Source organism: Streptomyces sp. NPDC048507 (assembly GCF_043199995.1).
Classification (GTDB): domain Bacteria; phylum Actinomycetota; class Actinomycetes; order Streptomycetales; family Streptomycetaceae; genus Streptomyces.
On the sequence record NZ_JBICWZ010000001.1, the window covers coordinates 173,672 to 188,323 of the forward strand.

A 14,652-nucleotide genomic window follows, 5' to 3' on the forward strand; every position below is an offset into this window, starting at 1 on the left:
ACGTCCCGAGGCGCACCCCCGATGACCAGCACCGCAGCACCACCCGCCGTGACCGACACGGCCCCCGCACCCCCCTCGGCGGACACCGCCACCGGCACCGCCACCGGCACGCCCGCGCCGGCCCCCGGCCCGGGCGGCGACCGGCACGCCCGCCGCTTCGGTCTCCCGGTCGCCACCTGCCTGGTCATGGGCAACATCATCGGCGGCGGGATCTTCCTGCTCCCCGCCTCGGTCGCCCCCTTCGGCACCATCAGCCTCGTCGCCTTCGCCGTCCTCACCGCCGGCGCCGTGGCCCTGGCCCTGGTCTTCGGCCGGCTCGCCGAACGCCACCCGCGCACCGGCGGCCCGTACGTGTACGTCCGCGCGGCCTTCGGCGACTTCGCCGGCTTCCTCGCCGCCTACAGCTACTGGATCACCGCCTGGGTCTCCAACGCGGCCCTCGCCGTGGCGGCCGTCGGCTACCTCGGCGTGCTCTTCCCGGCCGTCGGCGCCCACCGGTGGTCCATGTGCCTGGCGGCCCTCGCCGTCCAGTGGCTGCCCGCACTCGCCAACCTGGCCGGCACCCGGTACGTGGGCGCCGTGCAGCTGGTGGCGACCGTCCTGAAGCTGGTCCCGCTGCTCCTGGTGGCCGTGGGCGGGCTGTTCTTCTTCGACCCGGCGAACCTCGGACCCTTCCGGGCCACCGGCCAGGGCCCGGTCGGGGCCGTCTCGGCCTCGGCCGCGATCCTGCTCTTCAGCTACCTCGGGATGGAGTCCGCCGCCGTCAGCGCGGGCGAGGTCCGCGACCCGGCCCGCAACGTCGCCCGGGCCACCATCCTCGGCACCGGCGGCGCCGCCGTCGTCTACCTCCTGGGCACCCTCTCCGTCTTCGGCCTGGTCTCCCACGCCCGGCTGGTCGACTCCCAGGCCCCCTTCACCGACGCCGTCAACGCGATGTTCGGCGGCACCTGGGGCGGCACCCTCGTCGCCTGCGCCGCCGTGATCTCGATGCTCGGCGCCCTCAACGGCTGGACCCTGCTCAGCGCGCAGACCCCGTACGCGGCGGCCGAGGACGGGCTCTTCCCGAAGGTCTTCGCGACCAAGCGGCGGGGGGTCCCCGTCGTCGGCGTCCTCGTCACGGCCGCCCTGGCCTCCGCGCTCACCGTCTACAACTACACCGCCGGCTCCGAGGGCGTCTTCGAGGTCCTGGTCCTGGTCACCACCTTCACGGCGACCGTCCCCTACCTGCTGTCCACGGCGGCGCAGCTCTACTTCCTGGCCTCCGGCCAGGGCGGGCGCGTGCGGCGGGGGCGGCTGGTGCGCGACGCCGTCCTCGCCTCCCTGGCCTTCGGCTTCTCGATGTGGCTGGTCGCCGGATCCGGCTACGCGGCCGTCTACCAGGGCGTGCTCTTCCTCTTCGCGGGCGTCCTCGGCTACGCCCTGATGGCGGCCCGCAAGCAGCGCGCCGCCGCGCCGCAGGGCGGAAAAACCTGATGCCCCGGGCCGTGCGGTGCGCCCACACTGGGCGCACCACACGACCCGATCCCCGAGGAACAGCACTCGTGCAGGCCGCCGCCACCGTCACCCCCGCCCGGATACCCGAACTGCTCCTCGGACTCGCCACCGTGCGGCCCGTCTTCATCTGGGGGGCGCCCGGCATCGGCAAGTCCTCGCTGGTGCGGAAGTTCGCCGACTCGCTCGGCCTGGAGTGCGTCAGCCTGCTCGGCACCCAGCTCGCCCCCGAGGACCTGATCGGCGTCCCGCAGATCCGCGACGGCCGGTCCGTGTTCTGCCCGCCCGAAGCCATCGCCCGGGACGAGCCCTACTGCCTGTTCCTCGACGAGCTCAACGCCGCGACCCCGGACGTCCAGAAGGCCTTCTACTCGCTGATCCTCGACCGCCGGATCGGCTCCTACGAACTGCCCGCCGGCTCCATCGTGATCGGCGCGGGCAACCGGGCCACCGACAACGCCCTGGCCCGCCCCATCGCCTCGGCCCTCGTCAACCGGCTCACCCACGTACACCTCCAGGCGTCCGCGGCCGACTGGCTCGTGTGGGCCGGGGAGAACGGCATCCACCCCTGGGTCACGGACTACCTCACCGACCGCCCCGACCACCTCTGGTCGCCGCCGCCCAAGACCGAGGAACCCTTCTCCACCCCGCGCTCCTGGCACATGCTGTCCGACGCCCTGCACTCCTTCGGGACCGGACTGGACGAGGAGACCCTGAAGATCGTCGCGCACGGCACCCTCACCCCCGCCCACGCCGTCTCCTTCTGCGGCTACGCGAAGATCGTCCGCCACTCCTTCGGCATCGAGGCGATCCTCAAGGGAGACGCCTCCTGGCCCACCCGCCCCGCCGACCGCGACCTCCTCTACTTCCTCGCCGACGCCTTCCGGGGCCGCCTGGTCAAGGAGCTCCCCGCCCGCAAGGAACACGTCTCGCCCGCCCTGCGGCAGACCGCCCACCGCGCCAAGTCCCTGCTGGTCCAGCTCGCCGAGATCTCCGTCGAGGTCGCCCAGACCGTCATCGCCGACGACGCCGACGGCCTGCCCGTCCTGCCCGCCTGGTTCCTCGTCGAGGCGGCCCGCGACATGCCCCGCCTCGTCGAGGCCCGCCGGTGACCACCCGCCGCCGCGGCCGGGCCGAGGACCGCCCCGACCCCGCCGCCGAGGCCTTCGCCGCGGGCCTCGCCCTGGTCAAGCGCAACCCGGCGCTCGCCGCCCTCGACGCCCACGTCTGCCGCCGGGCCGGATGCCCGCACACCGCCGCCGCGGGACTGGCCGCCGTGGACTCCAACGGCACCGTCCACGTCCACCCCACCCGGCGCGCCGAGCCCGCGGAGTGGGCCTGGACCCTCGCCCACGCCCTCCTGCACCTCGGCTTCGGACACGTGCCCGCCGCCCGGGAGGAGCGCCGCGCCCAGCCCGACCGCTTCGACCTCGCGGCCCGCTGCGCCGTGGTCAACCGCTTCCTGCTGACCTTCCCGGCCGGCCGCGCCCCCGACCACCTCCCCGGCGCGTACCCCGGGGGCGACGAGGAGACGCTCGCCGCCCGCTGGCGCCGTGACGGCATCCCCGCCGCCTACGAACGGTGCGGGACCGCCGGGGACCGTCCCGACCAGGTCTGGCTCACCTGGAACACCTGGAACAAGACCGCCCCCGACTGGGAGACCGCCTTCGCCCACGCCCTCACCCGCAGCGTCTCCGCCGCCATGGACGTGGCCGGCGGCCGCCGCGACCGGACCACCGGCGAGAGGGTGCGCCGCCATCCCTGGGACCTGGCGCTGAACTGGTTCGTCTCCGCGTACCCGCTGCTCGGCGGCCTCGCCGCGGGACTGACCGTCGTCGCCGACGCCGAGCTGGCCCGCGCCCAGGGCATCGCCGTCGCCGCCGTCAGCGCGAGCGCCGGAGAGATCTACGTCAACCCGCTGCGCACCTTCAGCGACGAGGAGTGGCGCTTCGTCCTCGCCCACGAGATGCTGCACGCCGCCCTGCGCCACGGGGAGCGCCGCGGCGCCCGCGACCCGTACCTGCACAACGTGGCCGCGGACTACGTCGTCAACGGCTGGCTCGTCGAGATGGGGGTCGGCGACATGCCCGAGGGGCTCCTCCACGACCAGGCCCTCGCCGGTCTGTCCGTGGAAGAGGTCTACGACCGCATCACCACCGACCTGCGCCGCTCGCGCCGCCTCGCCACGCTCCGGGGCAAGGGCCTCGGCGACATCATGGGCGAACCGCTGCCGCACCCCGCCGCCCGCCCGTACACCGACCTCGACACGTTCTACCGGCGCGCCCTGCTCCAGGGCTTCGACCTGCACGCGTACGGGGACCGCGGTCTGCTGCCCGCCGGGCTCGTCCAGGAGATCCGCGCCCTGGCGCACCCGCCGGTGCCCTGGGACGCCGCGCTGGCCCGCTGGTTCGACGAACACGTACCGCGCCCGGTGCCGGTGCGCACCTACGGACGCCCCGCGCGCCGCCAGGCGTCCACGCCGGACATCCCGCGCGCCGGCCGCCACCACCCGACCGAGGAGGTGGCCCGCTGCACCTTCGGCGTGGTCCTCGACACCTCGGCGTCCATGAACGCCGAGCTGCTCGGCAAGGCGCTGGGCGCCATCGCCTCGTACGCCGAAGCCCGCGACGTACCGGCGGCCCGCGTCGTGTTCTGCGACGCGGCGCCGTACGACGCGGGCTATGTCCCGCCGAGCGAGATCGCGGGCCGGGTACGGGTGCGCGGGCGGGGCGGGACCGTGCTCCAGCCCGGTGTCGACCTGCTGCACCGGGCCGCGGACTTCCCGCCCGGCGCCCCGGTCCTGGTGATCACCGACGGGTGGTGCGACACCCTGCGGATCCGGCGCGAACACGCCTTCCTGGTTCCGCAGGGTGCCTCCCTGCCGTTCACTCCCAAGGGGCCGGTCTTCCGACTGGCCTGAGGGCTTAGTCGAGGTAGTCGCGCAGCACCTGCGAACGGGACGGGTGACGCAGCTTCGACATGGTCTTGGACTCGATCTGGCGGATGCGCTCACGGGTGACCCCGTACACGCGGCCGATCTCGTCCAGCGTCTTCGGCTGGCCGTCGTTGAGGCCGTAGCGCATGGAGACCACGCCCGCCTCGCGCTCGGAGAGCGTCCCCAGGATCGACTGGAGCTGCTCCTGGAGGAACGTGAAGGACACGGCGTCCGCCGGGACGACCGCCTCGGAGTCCTCGATGAGGTCACCGAACTCGCTGTCGCCCTCCTCACCCAGCGGGGTGTGCAGGGAGATCGGCTCGCGGCCGTACTTCTGGACCTCGATGACCTTCTCGGGGGTCATGTCGAGTTCCTTGCCCAGCTCCTCCGGAGTGGGCTCCCGGCCGAGGTCCTGGAGCATCTGGCGCTGCACGCGGGCGAGCTTGTTGATGATCTCGACCATGTGGACGGGGATGCGGATGGTGCGCGACTGGTCGGCCATGGCACGCGTGATCGCCTGCCGGATCCACCAGGTCGCGTACGTGGAGAACTTGAAGCCCTTGGTGTAGTCGAACTTCTCCACCGCGCGGATCAGACCGACGTTGCCCTCCTGGATCAGGTCCAGGAAGAGCATGCCGCGGCCGGTGTAGCGCTTGGCCAGGGAGACCACGAGGCGGAGGTTGGCCTCCAGGAGGTGGTTCTTGGCGCGCCGGCCGTCCTCGACGAGGATCTCCAGCTCGCGCTTGAACGCGGGCTTGTGGTCCTCCTCCTCTTCGAGCTTGTACTCGGAGAACAGGCCCGCCTCGATGCGCTTGGCGAGCTCGACCTCCTGCTCGGCGTTGAGCAGCGGCACCTTGCCGATCAGCTTCAGGTAGTCCTTGACGGGGTCGGCGGTGGCACCGGCCACCATGACCGTCTGTGCCGGGGCGTCGTCCTCGTCGTCGTCGGACAGGACGAAGCCCTGGGTGCCGCCCGCCTTGGGGGCCTCCTCCTCGGGCTCGTCGGCGAGGTCCTCGGCCGCCCAGTCCTCGCCCTCGGCGGCGGGGGTCTCGGCGTCGTCGCCGTCCTTGCCGCCGGCCTTCTTCGTGGCGGCGGTCTTCTTCGTGGCCGTGGCCTTCTTCGCGGCGGCCTTCTTGACCGTGCGCTTCTTCGGCTCGGTGGCGGCCGCGGCCGCCGCCTCGTCCTCGGCGCCGGCCGGCGAAGCGGATATCGCCGCGGCGGCGGCCGGGGCGGCGGTGGCCGCGGTCTTGCGCGCGCCGATGGGGCGCGGCGCCGCGGCCTTCTTCGTCACGGTGCGGGCAGGAGCGGCTGCCGCCTTGCGGGGCTTCTTGGCGGCGGCCTTCGTGGCGGGGGCGGCGCTGACGTGGAGGGCGACACCCTCCTCGTCCAGGACCTGGTTCAGGCTGCGCAGGACCCGCTTCCACTGGTCCACCGGGATGCGGCCGGCCTCGAAGGCCTGACGCACATCGTCACCGTTGATGTGACCCTGCTCGCGGCCGCGCTCGACGAGCGCGACGAGGGCCTCCGATTCGGCGATCTCCGGAGGGAACGTACGGGACGGGCTGAGCGACACAAGGAGCCTCTCGTTGCGAACAGATAGGGAGTGGGCGGGACATCATCGCGCGAACTCGGGAAACAGACCCGAGGGGGGTCTGTATTCCGGGGCCGCGCGAGGACACCTGTCGGTTCATCGCATGCCCGAGTCGATTCGTTACGCGCTGAATTGAGTGACCTGCGCCACGCTGTGGCCGCGCAACCGATCCCGCGTGGATCCGTCCGCCCCGGATACGTGCCCTCCGCCGGCCGAAACGTCAGCCCGTTCTGCGGGCTTCGATCAAGAACCGGGCGGTGTGCGCGACGAACGGGCCCTCGCGCTCGATCCGTTCGTGGAGCTCGCGCAGCCGGTCCCGGTACTGCCCGACCGTGAAGCCGGGCACCATCCAGATCACCTTCCGGAGAAAGTAGATCACGGCTCCGATGTCGTGGAACTCCGTCCGCAGCCGCTCGGAGCGCAGATCGACGACGTCCAGGCCCGCTTTCGCGGCGTCGGCGACCGCGTCGTCGGGGTGCCGGCCGCGCCGGACCTCCTCGGGCTGGGGGCCCAGGAAGTACTCGACGAGCTCGAACACGCTCGCCGGACCGACCTGCTGGGAGAGGTAGCTGCCGCCCGGTGTCAGCACCCGGGCGATCTCGTCCCACCAGATGGTCACCGGGTGCCGGCTGGTGACCAGCTCGAAGGCCCCGTCGCCGAAGGGCAGCGGCGGCTCGTCGGAGTCCGCGACCACGACCGCGCCCAGCGGGTGCAGCAGCCGCGTCGCCCTTTCGATGTTCGGCGGCCACGACTCCGTGGCCGCCGTCAGCGGGGGCAGCGGCCCGGCCCCGGCGAGCACCTCGCCGCCACCGGTCTGGATGTCCAGCGCGGAGCGGACCCGTGCCAGGCGCTCGCCCAGCAGCCGTTGGTAGCCCCAGGAGGGCCGCTGCTCGGTGGCCCGGCCGTCGAGCCAGGAGAAGTCCCAGCCGTCCACGGAGACGGACTCCGCTTCTGCGACGAGATGGTCGAAAGTGCGCGTCATGCCCCGATCGTCCCAGGTCCGAAGCCCGTCAACCACCGGATATGTCGACTAGACTGTGCGGCGGGCCGTGACTGGCGTTCGGGTGGATCACCACCGGGGAGCGGCCCGGCGTACACCCACTCCCGTACGCCGACTGCCGCGCGCCTGGGCGATCCGCGATCCGCTGCGACGTCCAGGAGACCCCATGACGACCGCCACCGCCCGCCTGATGGACGGCACCGCCCTCGCCCGCCGCACCGCCGAGCGGACCGCCGCCCTCGCGGCGAAGATCACCGGGCGGACCGGCACCGCGCCCTGCCTCGCCACCGTCCTCGTCGGCGAGGACCCCGCGTCCGTGACCTACGTACGCATGAAGCAGAACCGTTGCGCCAAGGCCGGGATCACCTCCCGCCACGTGGAGCTGCCCGCCTCGACCACCACCGAGGAGCTCGTCGCGCAGATCACGGCCCTCTCCGAGGACCCGCAGATCAGCGGCATCCTGCTCCAGCACCCCGTCCCGCACCACATCGACGAGCGCGCCGCCTTCGAGGCCATCGCCCCGGGCAAGGACGTCGACGGGGTCACCATGCACTCCTTCGCCGCCATGGGCTTCGGCCTGCCCGGCTTCGTCTCCTGCACCCCCGGCGGCATCATGCGCCTGCTGGAGGCCTACGACGTCGACCTCACCGGCAAGCACGCCGTCGTCGTCGGCCGCAGCGCCATCCTGGGCAAGCCCGCCGGCATGCTGCTGCTGGAGCGCAACGCCACCGTCACCTACTGCCACTCCCGCACCGTGGACCTGCCTTCCATCGTCCGCCAGGCCGACGTCCTGGTCGCCGCCGTCGGCAAGGCCGAGTTCATCCGGGGCGAGGACATCAAGCCCGGTGCGGTCGTCCTCGACGCCGGCTACAACGAGGGCAACGTCGGCGACGTCCACTTCGAGTCGGCCGCCGCCCGCGCCTCCCTGATCACCCCGGTGCCCGGCGGGGTCGGCCCGATGACCATCGCGGTCCTGCTGGAGCAGACCGTGCACGCCGCCGCCGCCCAGGCCGGCCTGGACCTCGCGGAGCTCCTCGCGGACCTCTGACCCCCACCGCGCCCCACGGAGCACGGCGAACGCCCCGGGTCCTTCGGTCCGGGGCGTCGCGTCCGCCCGCGCGGGGGCCGAAAGACCGATCCGCGACCGCCGCGCCCGGCGCTGCACTGGTGTACGTGAACGGATCGACGGACACCTCCACTGACCAGCGCTCCCGGGCCGGGCGGGCCCCCGGATGGCACCCGCGCGGGCTCGCCACCCTCGTCCTCGCCGAGCTGTGGGAGCGCTTCAGCCTCTACGGCATGGTCGCCGTCCTCGTGCACTTCCTCGCCGCCTCCCGCGGCCACGGGGGCATGGGCCTGCACGAGGGCACCGCGGAGGCGGTCGAGGGCGTCTACATGGCGATGATCTCGCTCCTGGCGCTGCCCGGCGGCTGGGTCGCCGACCGCTTCCTGGGGGCCCGCCGCGCGGTCCTGTGGGGCGGCGTCGTCATCATGGCGGGCCACGTGCTCATGGCCGTCCCCGGCCCCGCCTTCGTCTGGCCCGGCCTGGTGCTGATCGTCATCGGCACCGGCCTGCTCAAGCCCAACATCTCCGCCCTGGTCGGCCGGCTCTACGCGGCCGACGACGACCAGCGCCGCGACGCCGGCTACTCGATCTTCTACATGGGCATCAACCTCGGCGCCGTCATCGCCCCGCTCGTCGTGGGCTACCTCGGCGAGGAGGTCAACTGGCACCTCGGCTTCGCCGCCGCCGCCGTCGGCATGGCGCTGGGCCTGCTCCAGTACGTCCTGGGCGGCCGCCGCCTGGCCGGACAGCTGCGCGAGGAGCCCGTGGTCCCCCCGACCCCCGCCGAGCGGGCCCGCCTGCGGCGCACCACGGGCTACGGGCTGGCCGCCGCGGCCGCCGCGACCGGGCTGCTGTACGCCGGGCACGCCCTGAGCATCGACGGCGTCACCTTCGCCCTGACGGTCGTCGCCGTCCTGGTCCCCGCCGCCGTGCTGCTGTCCATGTACCGCAGTCCCAAGGTGACGGCCGTGGAGCGCACCCGGCTGCGGGCCTACGTCTGGCTGTTCCTCGCCGCGACCCTGTTCTGGCTGGTCTACGACCAGATGGGCAGCGAGCTGAACCTGTTCGCCGCCCGCAGCACCGACCTGAGCCTGCTGGGGTGGCACGTCCCGGCCAGCTGGACCCAGTCCCTGCCCGCCCTGTTCGTGATCCTCCTCGCGCCCGTCTTCGCCGCCTTCTGGGTGCGCCGGGGCCGCCGGATGAGCACCCCCCTCAAATTCGGCCTGGCCCTGCTGCTGACGGGCGCCTCCTTCGTGGTGATGTCCGGCGCGGCCGCCCTGGCCTCCACCGGGGTGAAGGTCTCCCTGATGTGGCTCGTCGGCGTGTACGTGATCCAGGTCATGGGCGAGATGTGCCTGAGCCCGGTGGGCCTGTCGGTCACCACCAAACTGGCCCCGAGGGCCTTCACCAATCAGATGATGGGCGTGTGGTTCCTCGCCGCCGCCACCGGGGACGCCATCGGCGCGCAGCTGCCCCGTCTGGACGCCGTGTTCGGCCAGAGCCTCAACTTCCTGTGGCAGGGCGCCCTGGTGATCGTGGCGGGCGCGGTGATGGTCCTGTTCACCGGCCATCTGAAGGCCCTGACCGGCGAAGCCGCGGCCCCCGTACCGGTGGCGGCCGCCGCCTGAGCGGCCGCGCCCTCAGCCGGCCGGCTCCCCCCGGCCCGCCGCCGCCACGATCGGGGAGGTGCGCAGCGCCCGGGCGAGGGCGCGCAGCGGCGGACGCTCCGGGAGCCGCCCGGCGTCCGCCCCGGCCGGCCAGGGCGGGGGCTGCGCCGTGCCCGCGCGGTCCGCGGCCTCCCGGCCGCGGCAGGCCGCCGCCAGCACGGCCGCGTCCGCCACCACGGAGGCGGCCGGGCCGTCCAGACCCTGCCGGCGCGCGGCCGCGTACGCCGCCTCGCGGACGGCGGGGTCGAACCAGCCGGCCAGGGCCAGCAGCCCGTCGTCGATCACCGACTCGCGGTGGACCAGCCGGATCCCGAGCGGCGACCACCAGGCCAGCGGCACCGTCGTCACGCTGCGGGACGCGAACGCGCGCAGCGCCTTCCACAGCGGGCGCAGCCCGTGGTAGTGGCGCAGGTCCCGCCAGGCCGACGAGCCTGCGACCAGCGGTACGAGGAATCCCGCGCCGACCGTCAGGGAGGCCGCGGAGGCCAGCGGCGGCGCCACGTCCGTGGACAGCACCACCCAGTCGCGGCCGGCCCAGCGGGCGGCCACCGAAGCCCACTTGGCGGCGAGGTAGGCCAGGTCCAGCAGCCCGCTGAGCACGATCAGGGCCAGTCCGGTGCGCAGCGTGCGCAGCGAACGGTCCGCGTGCCGCCACCACTTCGCGCACAGCACGGTCAGGGTCACGGTGCCGGCGGTGTGCGCCACGAGGAAGCAGACGATCATCTCGCGGATCCAGGGCGTCGTGGCGTAGTACGTGTCCAGGTCCCGCAGCCGCTCCACCGGCGCGTCACCGATCACGAACAGGACGACGATCGCCACGGTCGTCGATCCGAAGACGGCGGCCGTCAGCCGGGTGGCCCGCCGCAACGCCACGGGCGGCCCGCCGCGCCACCGCAGGACCAGGACCACGCAGGTCCCGGAGAACAGCGTGGCGAGGGAGAACACCAGCGGCGCCGAGAAGTTGACCACCCCGGTCGCCCGGTTGACGGCCGAGATCGTCGGCGGTGACGCCAGAAAGGTGATCGGGGCGCCCAGCACGAGCAGGAGGCAGGCGGTCCGGTTCAGCGGCCGGTCCCAGTCCCAGCGCAGTGAGGGTGCCTTGACCAGCAGCGCCAGGACCATCAGGGAACCGGGCAGGTAGCGCAGCAGCCCGCTGTTCACCGGGCGGGACCCAGCCCGGCCACGGCCCGCTCGGCCGCGGTGAGCGGCGGTCCCTGGAGCGCGCCGCGTTCCGAGGCGCGCAGCACGTGCCAGACCACCGAGGGCCGCAGCCAGTCGGTGGGCGGTCCGCTCATGGTGATCACCTTGAACAGGGCGGCGCTCAGCGCCTCGTCGGTGGTGGCTCCCGTCATCAGCCGGCCGACGTACCGGTCGAGCAGGCCCGACCCGGCCTTCGGCTCCATCCCGGTGGCCCCCGGGTACAGGATGTCCTGCGAGGTGGCCAGCTCCCAGGCGGTGGCCACCTGCGGGGTGATCGCGCGCTGCGCCGCGCGGCCGGTCCCCGGTGCGGCGAGGTCCCGGTCCCGGAGCAGGGCGCGCACGGCCAGCAGCCCCTGGGCGGCGACCGTCATACCCTGCCCGTACAGCGGGTTGAAGGTGGCGACCGAGTCGCCGACGGCGAAGAAGCCCTCGGGCAGCGCGGCCTTCTCGAAGTAGAGGCGCCGGTTGGCGGTGCCCGGGGTGACGGCCACGTCCGTCAGGGGCTTCCTGTCCTCCAGCAGCTCACCGACGACCGGGTCCCGCAGGCCCTTGGCGAACGGTACGAACAGCTCCGGATCGGCGGTCGGCTGGCCGCCCCGGGTGCCGGAGAGGGTGGCCTGCCAGCGCCCGTCCTCGATCGGCACGATCGTCCCGGTCCGCCCGGGTACGGGCATCCGCGGATCGGACTGCACGTTGACGATGGGGAACCCCGCCGCGTGCGCCCCGGCCGGGGCCTCGAAGATCCGGGTCGCGTAGACCAGCCCGGAGTCGACCTCGGCCCGCCGGACGCCGTCCACGCCCAGGGCCCCGAGCCAGGCCACCGCCCGCGAGCCGCGTCCGCTCGCGTCGACCACGAGGTCGGCGGCCACCAGCCGGTCCCGCTCCCCGGGCGTGTCGACGCGGACCCCGGTGACGCGGTCCGCCGTGCCCTCCAGCCCCCGCACCCGGCTCCGCGGGAGCATGCCGACCCCGTCCAGGGCGCTCACCCGGGCGCGGAGCACCGAGTCGAGGAGGTCGCGGCTGCACGAGACGGTGAACTGGGTTCCGCCGCGGCGCGGGATCCAGCCCCGCGCGGTCATGGTGGCCAGGTCGGCGGGCAGGCTGCGGCGCAGCGCCCCCGCGTCCGTCAGGGCGTCGAGGACGCCCGGCAGGATCTCCTCCATGGCGCGGGCGCCGCCCGACCACAGCAGGTGGGTGTGGCGGCCCTGCGGGAGCCCGCGGCGGGGGGCCGGTCCCTCGGGCAGCGGGTCCGCGTCGATGACGGTGACCGTCGCGTGTCCGGCGAGGACGGCGGCGGCGAGCAGCCCGGTCAGACTGCCGCCGATGACGACGGCGTGGCGGCGCGGTGGGGACTGGTTCATCGTGTCGTGCTCTCTGTCCGGGGCCGTGCCGGGACTTCGGCACGCGGTGGGTGTGCGGGGCGGGTCACCCGCGGGACGTGGGGCTTCCCCAGCCGAGCGAGGTGTTGATGCGTTCGAGCGCCCCGGGGAAGCGGTCCTCGCGCGGGGCCGGCAGGTAGGGCCGCAGGAGCATGCCCGCGTGCAGGCCGAAGGTCTCCGCCCGGATCTCCGCGGGATCCCCCTGGTCGGCCCGGGCGGCGGCCTGCCGGACCACCGCGTCCAGGCCGCCCTCGCGGGCCAGCAGTTCGGCGAGGCAGGCGTGGCGCGCCGTCAGCCGGGCGGCCACCGCCATGCCCGGCCCGAGCTCGTAGCCGGTGCCCTCGGCGACGTGCCACAGCTCGTGGCAGGCGATGACGATCTGGTGCTCGGGGCGCGTGCGCTCCTCGATGACGATCAGGTCGAGGTCCTCCAGCTCCAGCCACAGCCCACTGGCCGATTCCGGCGGGAAGGCGGTGAAGTGGAAGTCGACCGGCCGCCCGCCGCGCCGGCGCCCGAACGCCGTGCACAGGGCGCGCAGGAGTCCGGCGACGTCGGCGGGCGGCGCGCCGCGCACCTCGGCCAGCAGTTCGGCGCCCAGCCCGCGCATCTCCCGGGTGGTCCTCATGACGCCCTCCCCATGGCCGGGTCCGGGGCCACGGCGGGTTCGGGTCGGGCGGCGGCTCGCACCGGGTCATTCTCCATTTGTCGACAAGACGTTCGAGTGGTTGGCTCCGCGCAGCCTAGCCCCGCTCCCGCCGCCCAACCAGCACCCGCCCAAAAGGCGGAACCCGTGCGGCGGGCCCCGGCCGCCGGGCTGCCGCCCGCCGGGTTGACCCCGGAGGTAATCGACCCCGCCCCGGCGCCCGGGCAGGGTGGGGGCAAGGGTTCCGGGGCCGCGCACACGGCCCCGGGGTCCGTACCCGCCCGCGCACCCACCCCTCGACGGAGGCCGATCCGCCATGTCCGCGACCCTCTGCGCCACCCTCGCCCGTACGAGCGCCCCGCAGGCCGCGCTGCGCCGCTTCCTCGCCCTCGACGCGGTGGTCACCGCCGGCAACGGCCTCGCCTACGCCCTCTTCGCCGGGCCGCTGGGCCGGCTGCTCGGCGTGGACCGCCCGGTCCTGTTCGTCCTCGGCCTGGCCCTGACCGGCTACGGCGCCGGGGTCGGCCTGCTGGCCGCGCGGCGGCGGCCGCCCGTGCCGCTGGTCCGGTGCGTCATCGGGGCCAACTGCGCCTGGCCGGTGCTCAGCCTGCTCGCGCCCCTCCTGTGGCTCTCGCCCACCGTGGCCGGAGCGGTGTGGATCCCGGCACAGGCCCTCGTCGTCGCCGCCTTCGCCCTCCTGCAGTGGCTGGCCCTGCGCCCGGCGGGCTCAGGAGCCCAGTGAGTGCAGGTACTTCACCGTCGCCGGGTCGGCCGGGAGGAAGGTCTCGATGGCCAGCTCGGCCACGGTCACGTCCAGCGGCGTGTTGAAGGTGGACACCGACGACACGAAGGAGAGCAGCTGCCCGCCGTGTTCGATCCGCAGCGGCAGCGCGAAGCACGGGTATCCCTGTCCGCCGGCCTCCGCCCCGCCCGCGTCCTCCCCCTTCTCGTCCCGCGGAGCGACGGGGTAGGCCGCGACCTCCTCGTACAGGGCGCGCAGCGGCTCCGAGCGCACCAGCGCCATCTGCCGCTCCATCTGCTCCAGCAGGTGGCCGCGCCACTGCCGCAGGTTGCGGATCCGCGGCGCGAGCCCGCGCGGGTGCAGGGTCAGCCGCATGGCGTTCAGCGGCGGCTCCAGCAGATCCTCGTCGATCCCGTCCAGCAGCATCGCGATGCCCCGGTTGGCCGCCACCACCGTGTACGTCCCGTCCACCACCAGCGCCGGGTACGGCTCGTAGCCGGTCAGCAGCCGCTCGATGCCCTCGCGCAGCGCCCCCATGGCGGGCGCGTCCAGCGGGGTGTGCGCGTACCGCGGGGCGTAACCGGCCGCCACGAGCAGGGCGTTGCGGTCGCGCACCGGCACGTCCAGGTGCTCGGCCAGCCGCAGCACCATCTCCTCGCTCGGCCGGGACCGGCCCGTCTCCACGAAGCTGATGTGCCGGGACGAGGAGTCGGCGCGCCCCGCCAGCTCCAGCTGGCTGACCCCCCGCCGCTCCCGCCAGGCCCGTAGCAGCGCACCCACACTCGCCGTCGTCATGCCCCGACGGTAGCCGAGCGGACGACGCCGCGGCCCGCCGCGGTCCCCGGGGGCGCGCGAACGCGCCGGTGCGCCCGGGCGCACCGGGGCGCGAAGGGGTCCCACCGGCGGTCCCTGTGGGAAACTGACCGGACGTCACACGG

12 protein-coding genes and 1 riboswitch are annotated in these 14,652 nt (G+C 74.1%); of the genes, 6 read left to right on the forward strand and 6 right to left on the reverse strand.

What is annotated here, in order from left to right; translation table 11 throughout:
* Positions 1 to 21 precede the first annotated feature (21 nt).
* The 3 genes from ACGFXC_RS00800 (at position 22) to ACGFXC_RS00810 (ending at position 4,411) form a co-directional block, all read left to right on the forward strand.
* Positions 22 to 1,473: an amino acid permease gene (locus ACGFXC_RS00800; RefSeq protein ID WP_393708172.1), complete on the forward strand. Its 1,452-nt coding sequence runs from the start codon at positions 22 to 24 to the stop codon at positions 1,471 to 1,473.
* A 68-nt stretch (positions 1,474 to 1,541) separates the two neighbouring features.
* Entirely contained in the window at positions 1,542 to 2,603 is a 1,062-nt protein-coding gene (locus ACGFXC_RS00805) for an ATP-binding protein (protein ID WP_393708174.1), read from the forward strand.
* The gene (locus ACGFXC_RS00810) at positions 2,600 to 4,411 is read left to right on the forward strand and encodes a hypothetical protein (RefSeq protein WP_393708175.1); all 1,812 of its coding nucleotides are present in this window, start codon (positions 2,600 to 2,602) and stop codon (positions 4,409 to 4,411) included. The genes ACGFXC_RS00805 and ACGFXC_RS00810 overlap by 4 nt, the downstream gene beginning before the upstream one ends.
* Positions 4,412 to 4,415: 4 nt before the next feature.
* On the opposite strand, the gene ACGFXC_RS00815 is transcribed toward ACGFXC_RS00810, so the two are convergent.
* Both ACGFXC_RS00815 and ACGFXC_RS00820 read right to left on the reverse strand, forming a co-directional pair.
* Positions 4,416 to 5,999, reverse strand: a complete 1,584-nt coding sequence (locus ACGFXC_RS00815) for an RNA polymerase sigma factor (RefSeq protein ID WP_393708176.1) — start codon at positions 5,997 to 5,999, stop codon at positions 4,416 to 4,418.
* Between the two features lie 238 nt (positions 6,000 to 6,237).
* On the reverse strand, positions 6,238 to 6,999 hold the full coding sequence (locus tag ACGFXC_RS00820) for a methyltransferase domain-containing protein (protein WP_393708178.1): 762 nt from the start codon (positions 6,997 to 6,999) through the stop codon (positions 6,238 to 6,240).
* Positions 7,000 to 7,056: 57 nt separating this feature from the next.
* Positions 7,057 to 7,156, forward strand: a riboswitch (ZMP/ZTP riboswitch).
* 27 nt (positions 7,157 to 7,183) lie between these two features.
* On the opposite strand from ACGFXC_RS00820, the gene ACGFXC_RS00825 reads away from it, so the two are divergent.
* Together ACGFXC_RS00825 and ACGFXC_RS00830 are read left to right on the forward strand one after the other, a co-directional pair.
* Positions 7,184 to 8,065 carry a bifunctional 5,10-methylenetetrahydrofolate dehydrogenase/5,10-methenyltetrahydrofolate cyclohydrolase gene (locus ACGFXC_RS00825; RefSeq protein WP_393708180.1) on the forward strand — a complete coding sequence of 294 codons (882 nt, stop codon included), beginning with the start codon at positions 7,184 to 7,186 and terminating at the stop codon, positions 8,063 to 8,065.
* A gap of 125 nt (positions 8,066 to 8,190) precedes the next feature.
* Positions 8,191 to 9,711 carry a peptide MFS transporter gene (locus tag ACGFXC_RS00830; RefSeq protein ID WP_393708181.1) on the forward strand — a complete coding sequence of 507 codons (1,521 nt, stop codon included), beginning with the start codon at positions 8,191 to 8,193 and terminating at the stop codon, positions 9,709 to 9,711.
* A gap of 12 nt (positions 9,712 to 9,723) precedes the next feature.
* Here the strand turns inward: ACGFXC_RS00830 and ACGFXC_RS00835 are convergent, their stop codons facing one another.
* The 3 genes from ACGFXC_RS00835 to ACGFXC_RS00845 form a co-directional block, all read right to left on the reverse strand.
* On the reverse strand, positions 9,724 to 10,911 hold the full coding sequence (locus ACGFXC_RS00835) for an MAB_1171c family putative transporter (RefSeq protein ID WP_393708182.1): 1,188 nt from the start codon (positions 10,909 to 10,911) through the stop codon (positions 9,724 to 9,726).
* The gene (locus tag ACGFXC_RS00840) at positions 10,908 to 12,311 is read right to left on the reverse strand and encodes an NAD(P)/FAD-dependent oxidoreductase (RefSeq protein ID WP_393708183.1); all 1,404 of its coding nucleotides are present in this window, start codon (positions 12,309 to 12,311) and stop codon (positions 10,908 to 10,910) included. The genes ACGFXC_RS00835 and ACGFXC_RS00840 overlap by 4 nt, the downstream gene beginning before the upstream one ends.
* A 64-nt stretch (positions 12,312 to 12,375) precedes the next feature.
* Positions 12,376 to 12,954, reverse strand: coding sequence for a toxin-antitoxin system, toxin component (locus ACGFXC_RS00845; protein ID WP_393708185.1), 579 nt, complete (start codon positions 12,952 to 12,954; stop codon positions 12,376 to 12,378).
* 334 nt (positions 12,955 to 13,288) lie between these two features.
* On the opposite strand from ACGFXC_RS00845, the gene ACGFXC_RS00850 reads away from it, so the two are divergent.
* Positions 13,289 to 13,714 (forward strand): hypothetical protein, encoded by a 426-nt coding sequence (locus tag ACGFXC_RS00850; RefSeq protein WP_393708186.1) that lies wholly within the window; start codon positions 13,289 to 13,291, stop codon positions 13,712 to 13,714.
* Here ACGFXC_RS00850 and ACGFXC_RS00855 read toward each other — a convergent pair.
* On the reverse strand, positions 13,700 to 14,509 hold the full coding sequence (locus tag ACGFXC_RS00855) for a helix-turn-helix domain-containing protein (protein ID WP_393708188.1): 810 nt from the start codon (positions 14,507 to 14,509) through the stop codon (positions 13,700 to 13,702). The genes ACGFXC_RS00850 and ACGFXC_RS00855 overlap by 15 nt on opposite strands.
* Positions 14,510 to 14,652: the final 143 nt, after the last annotated feature.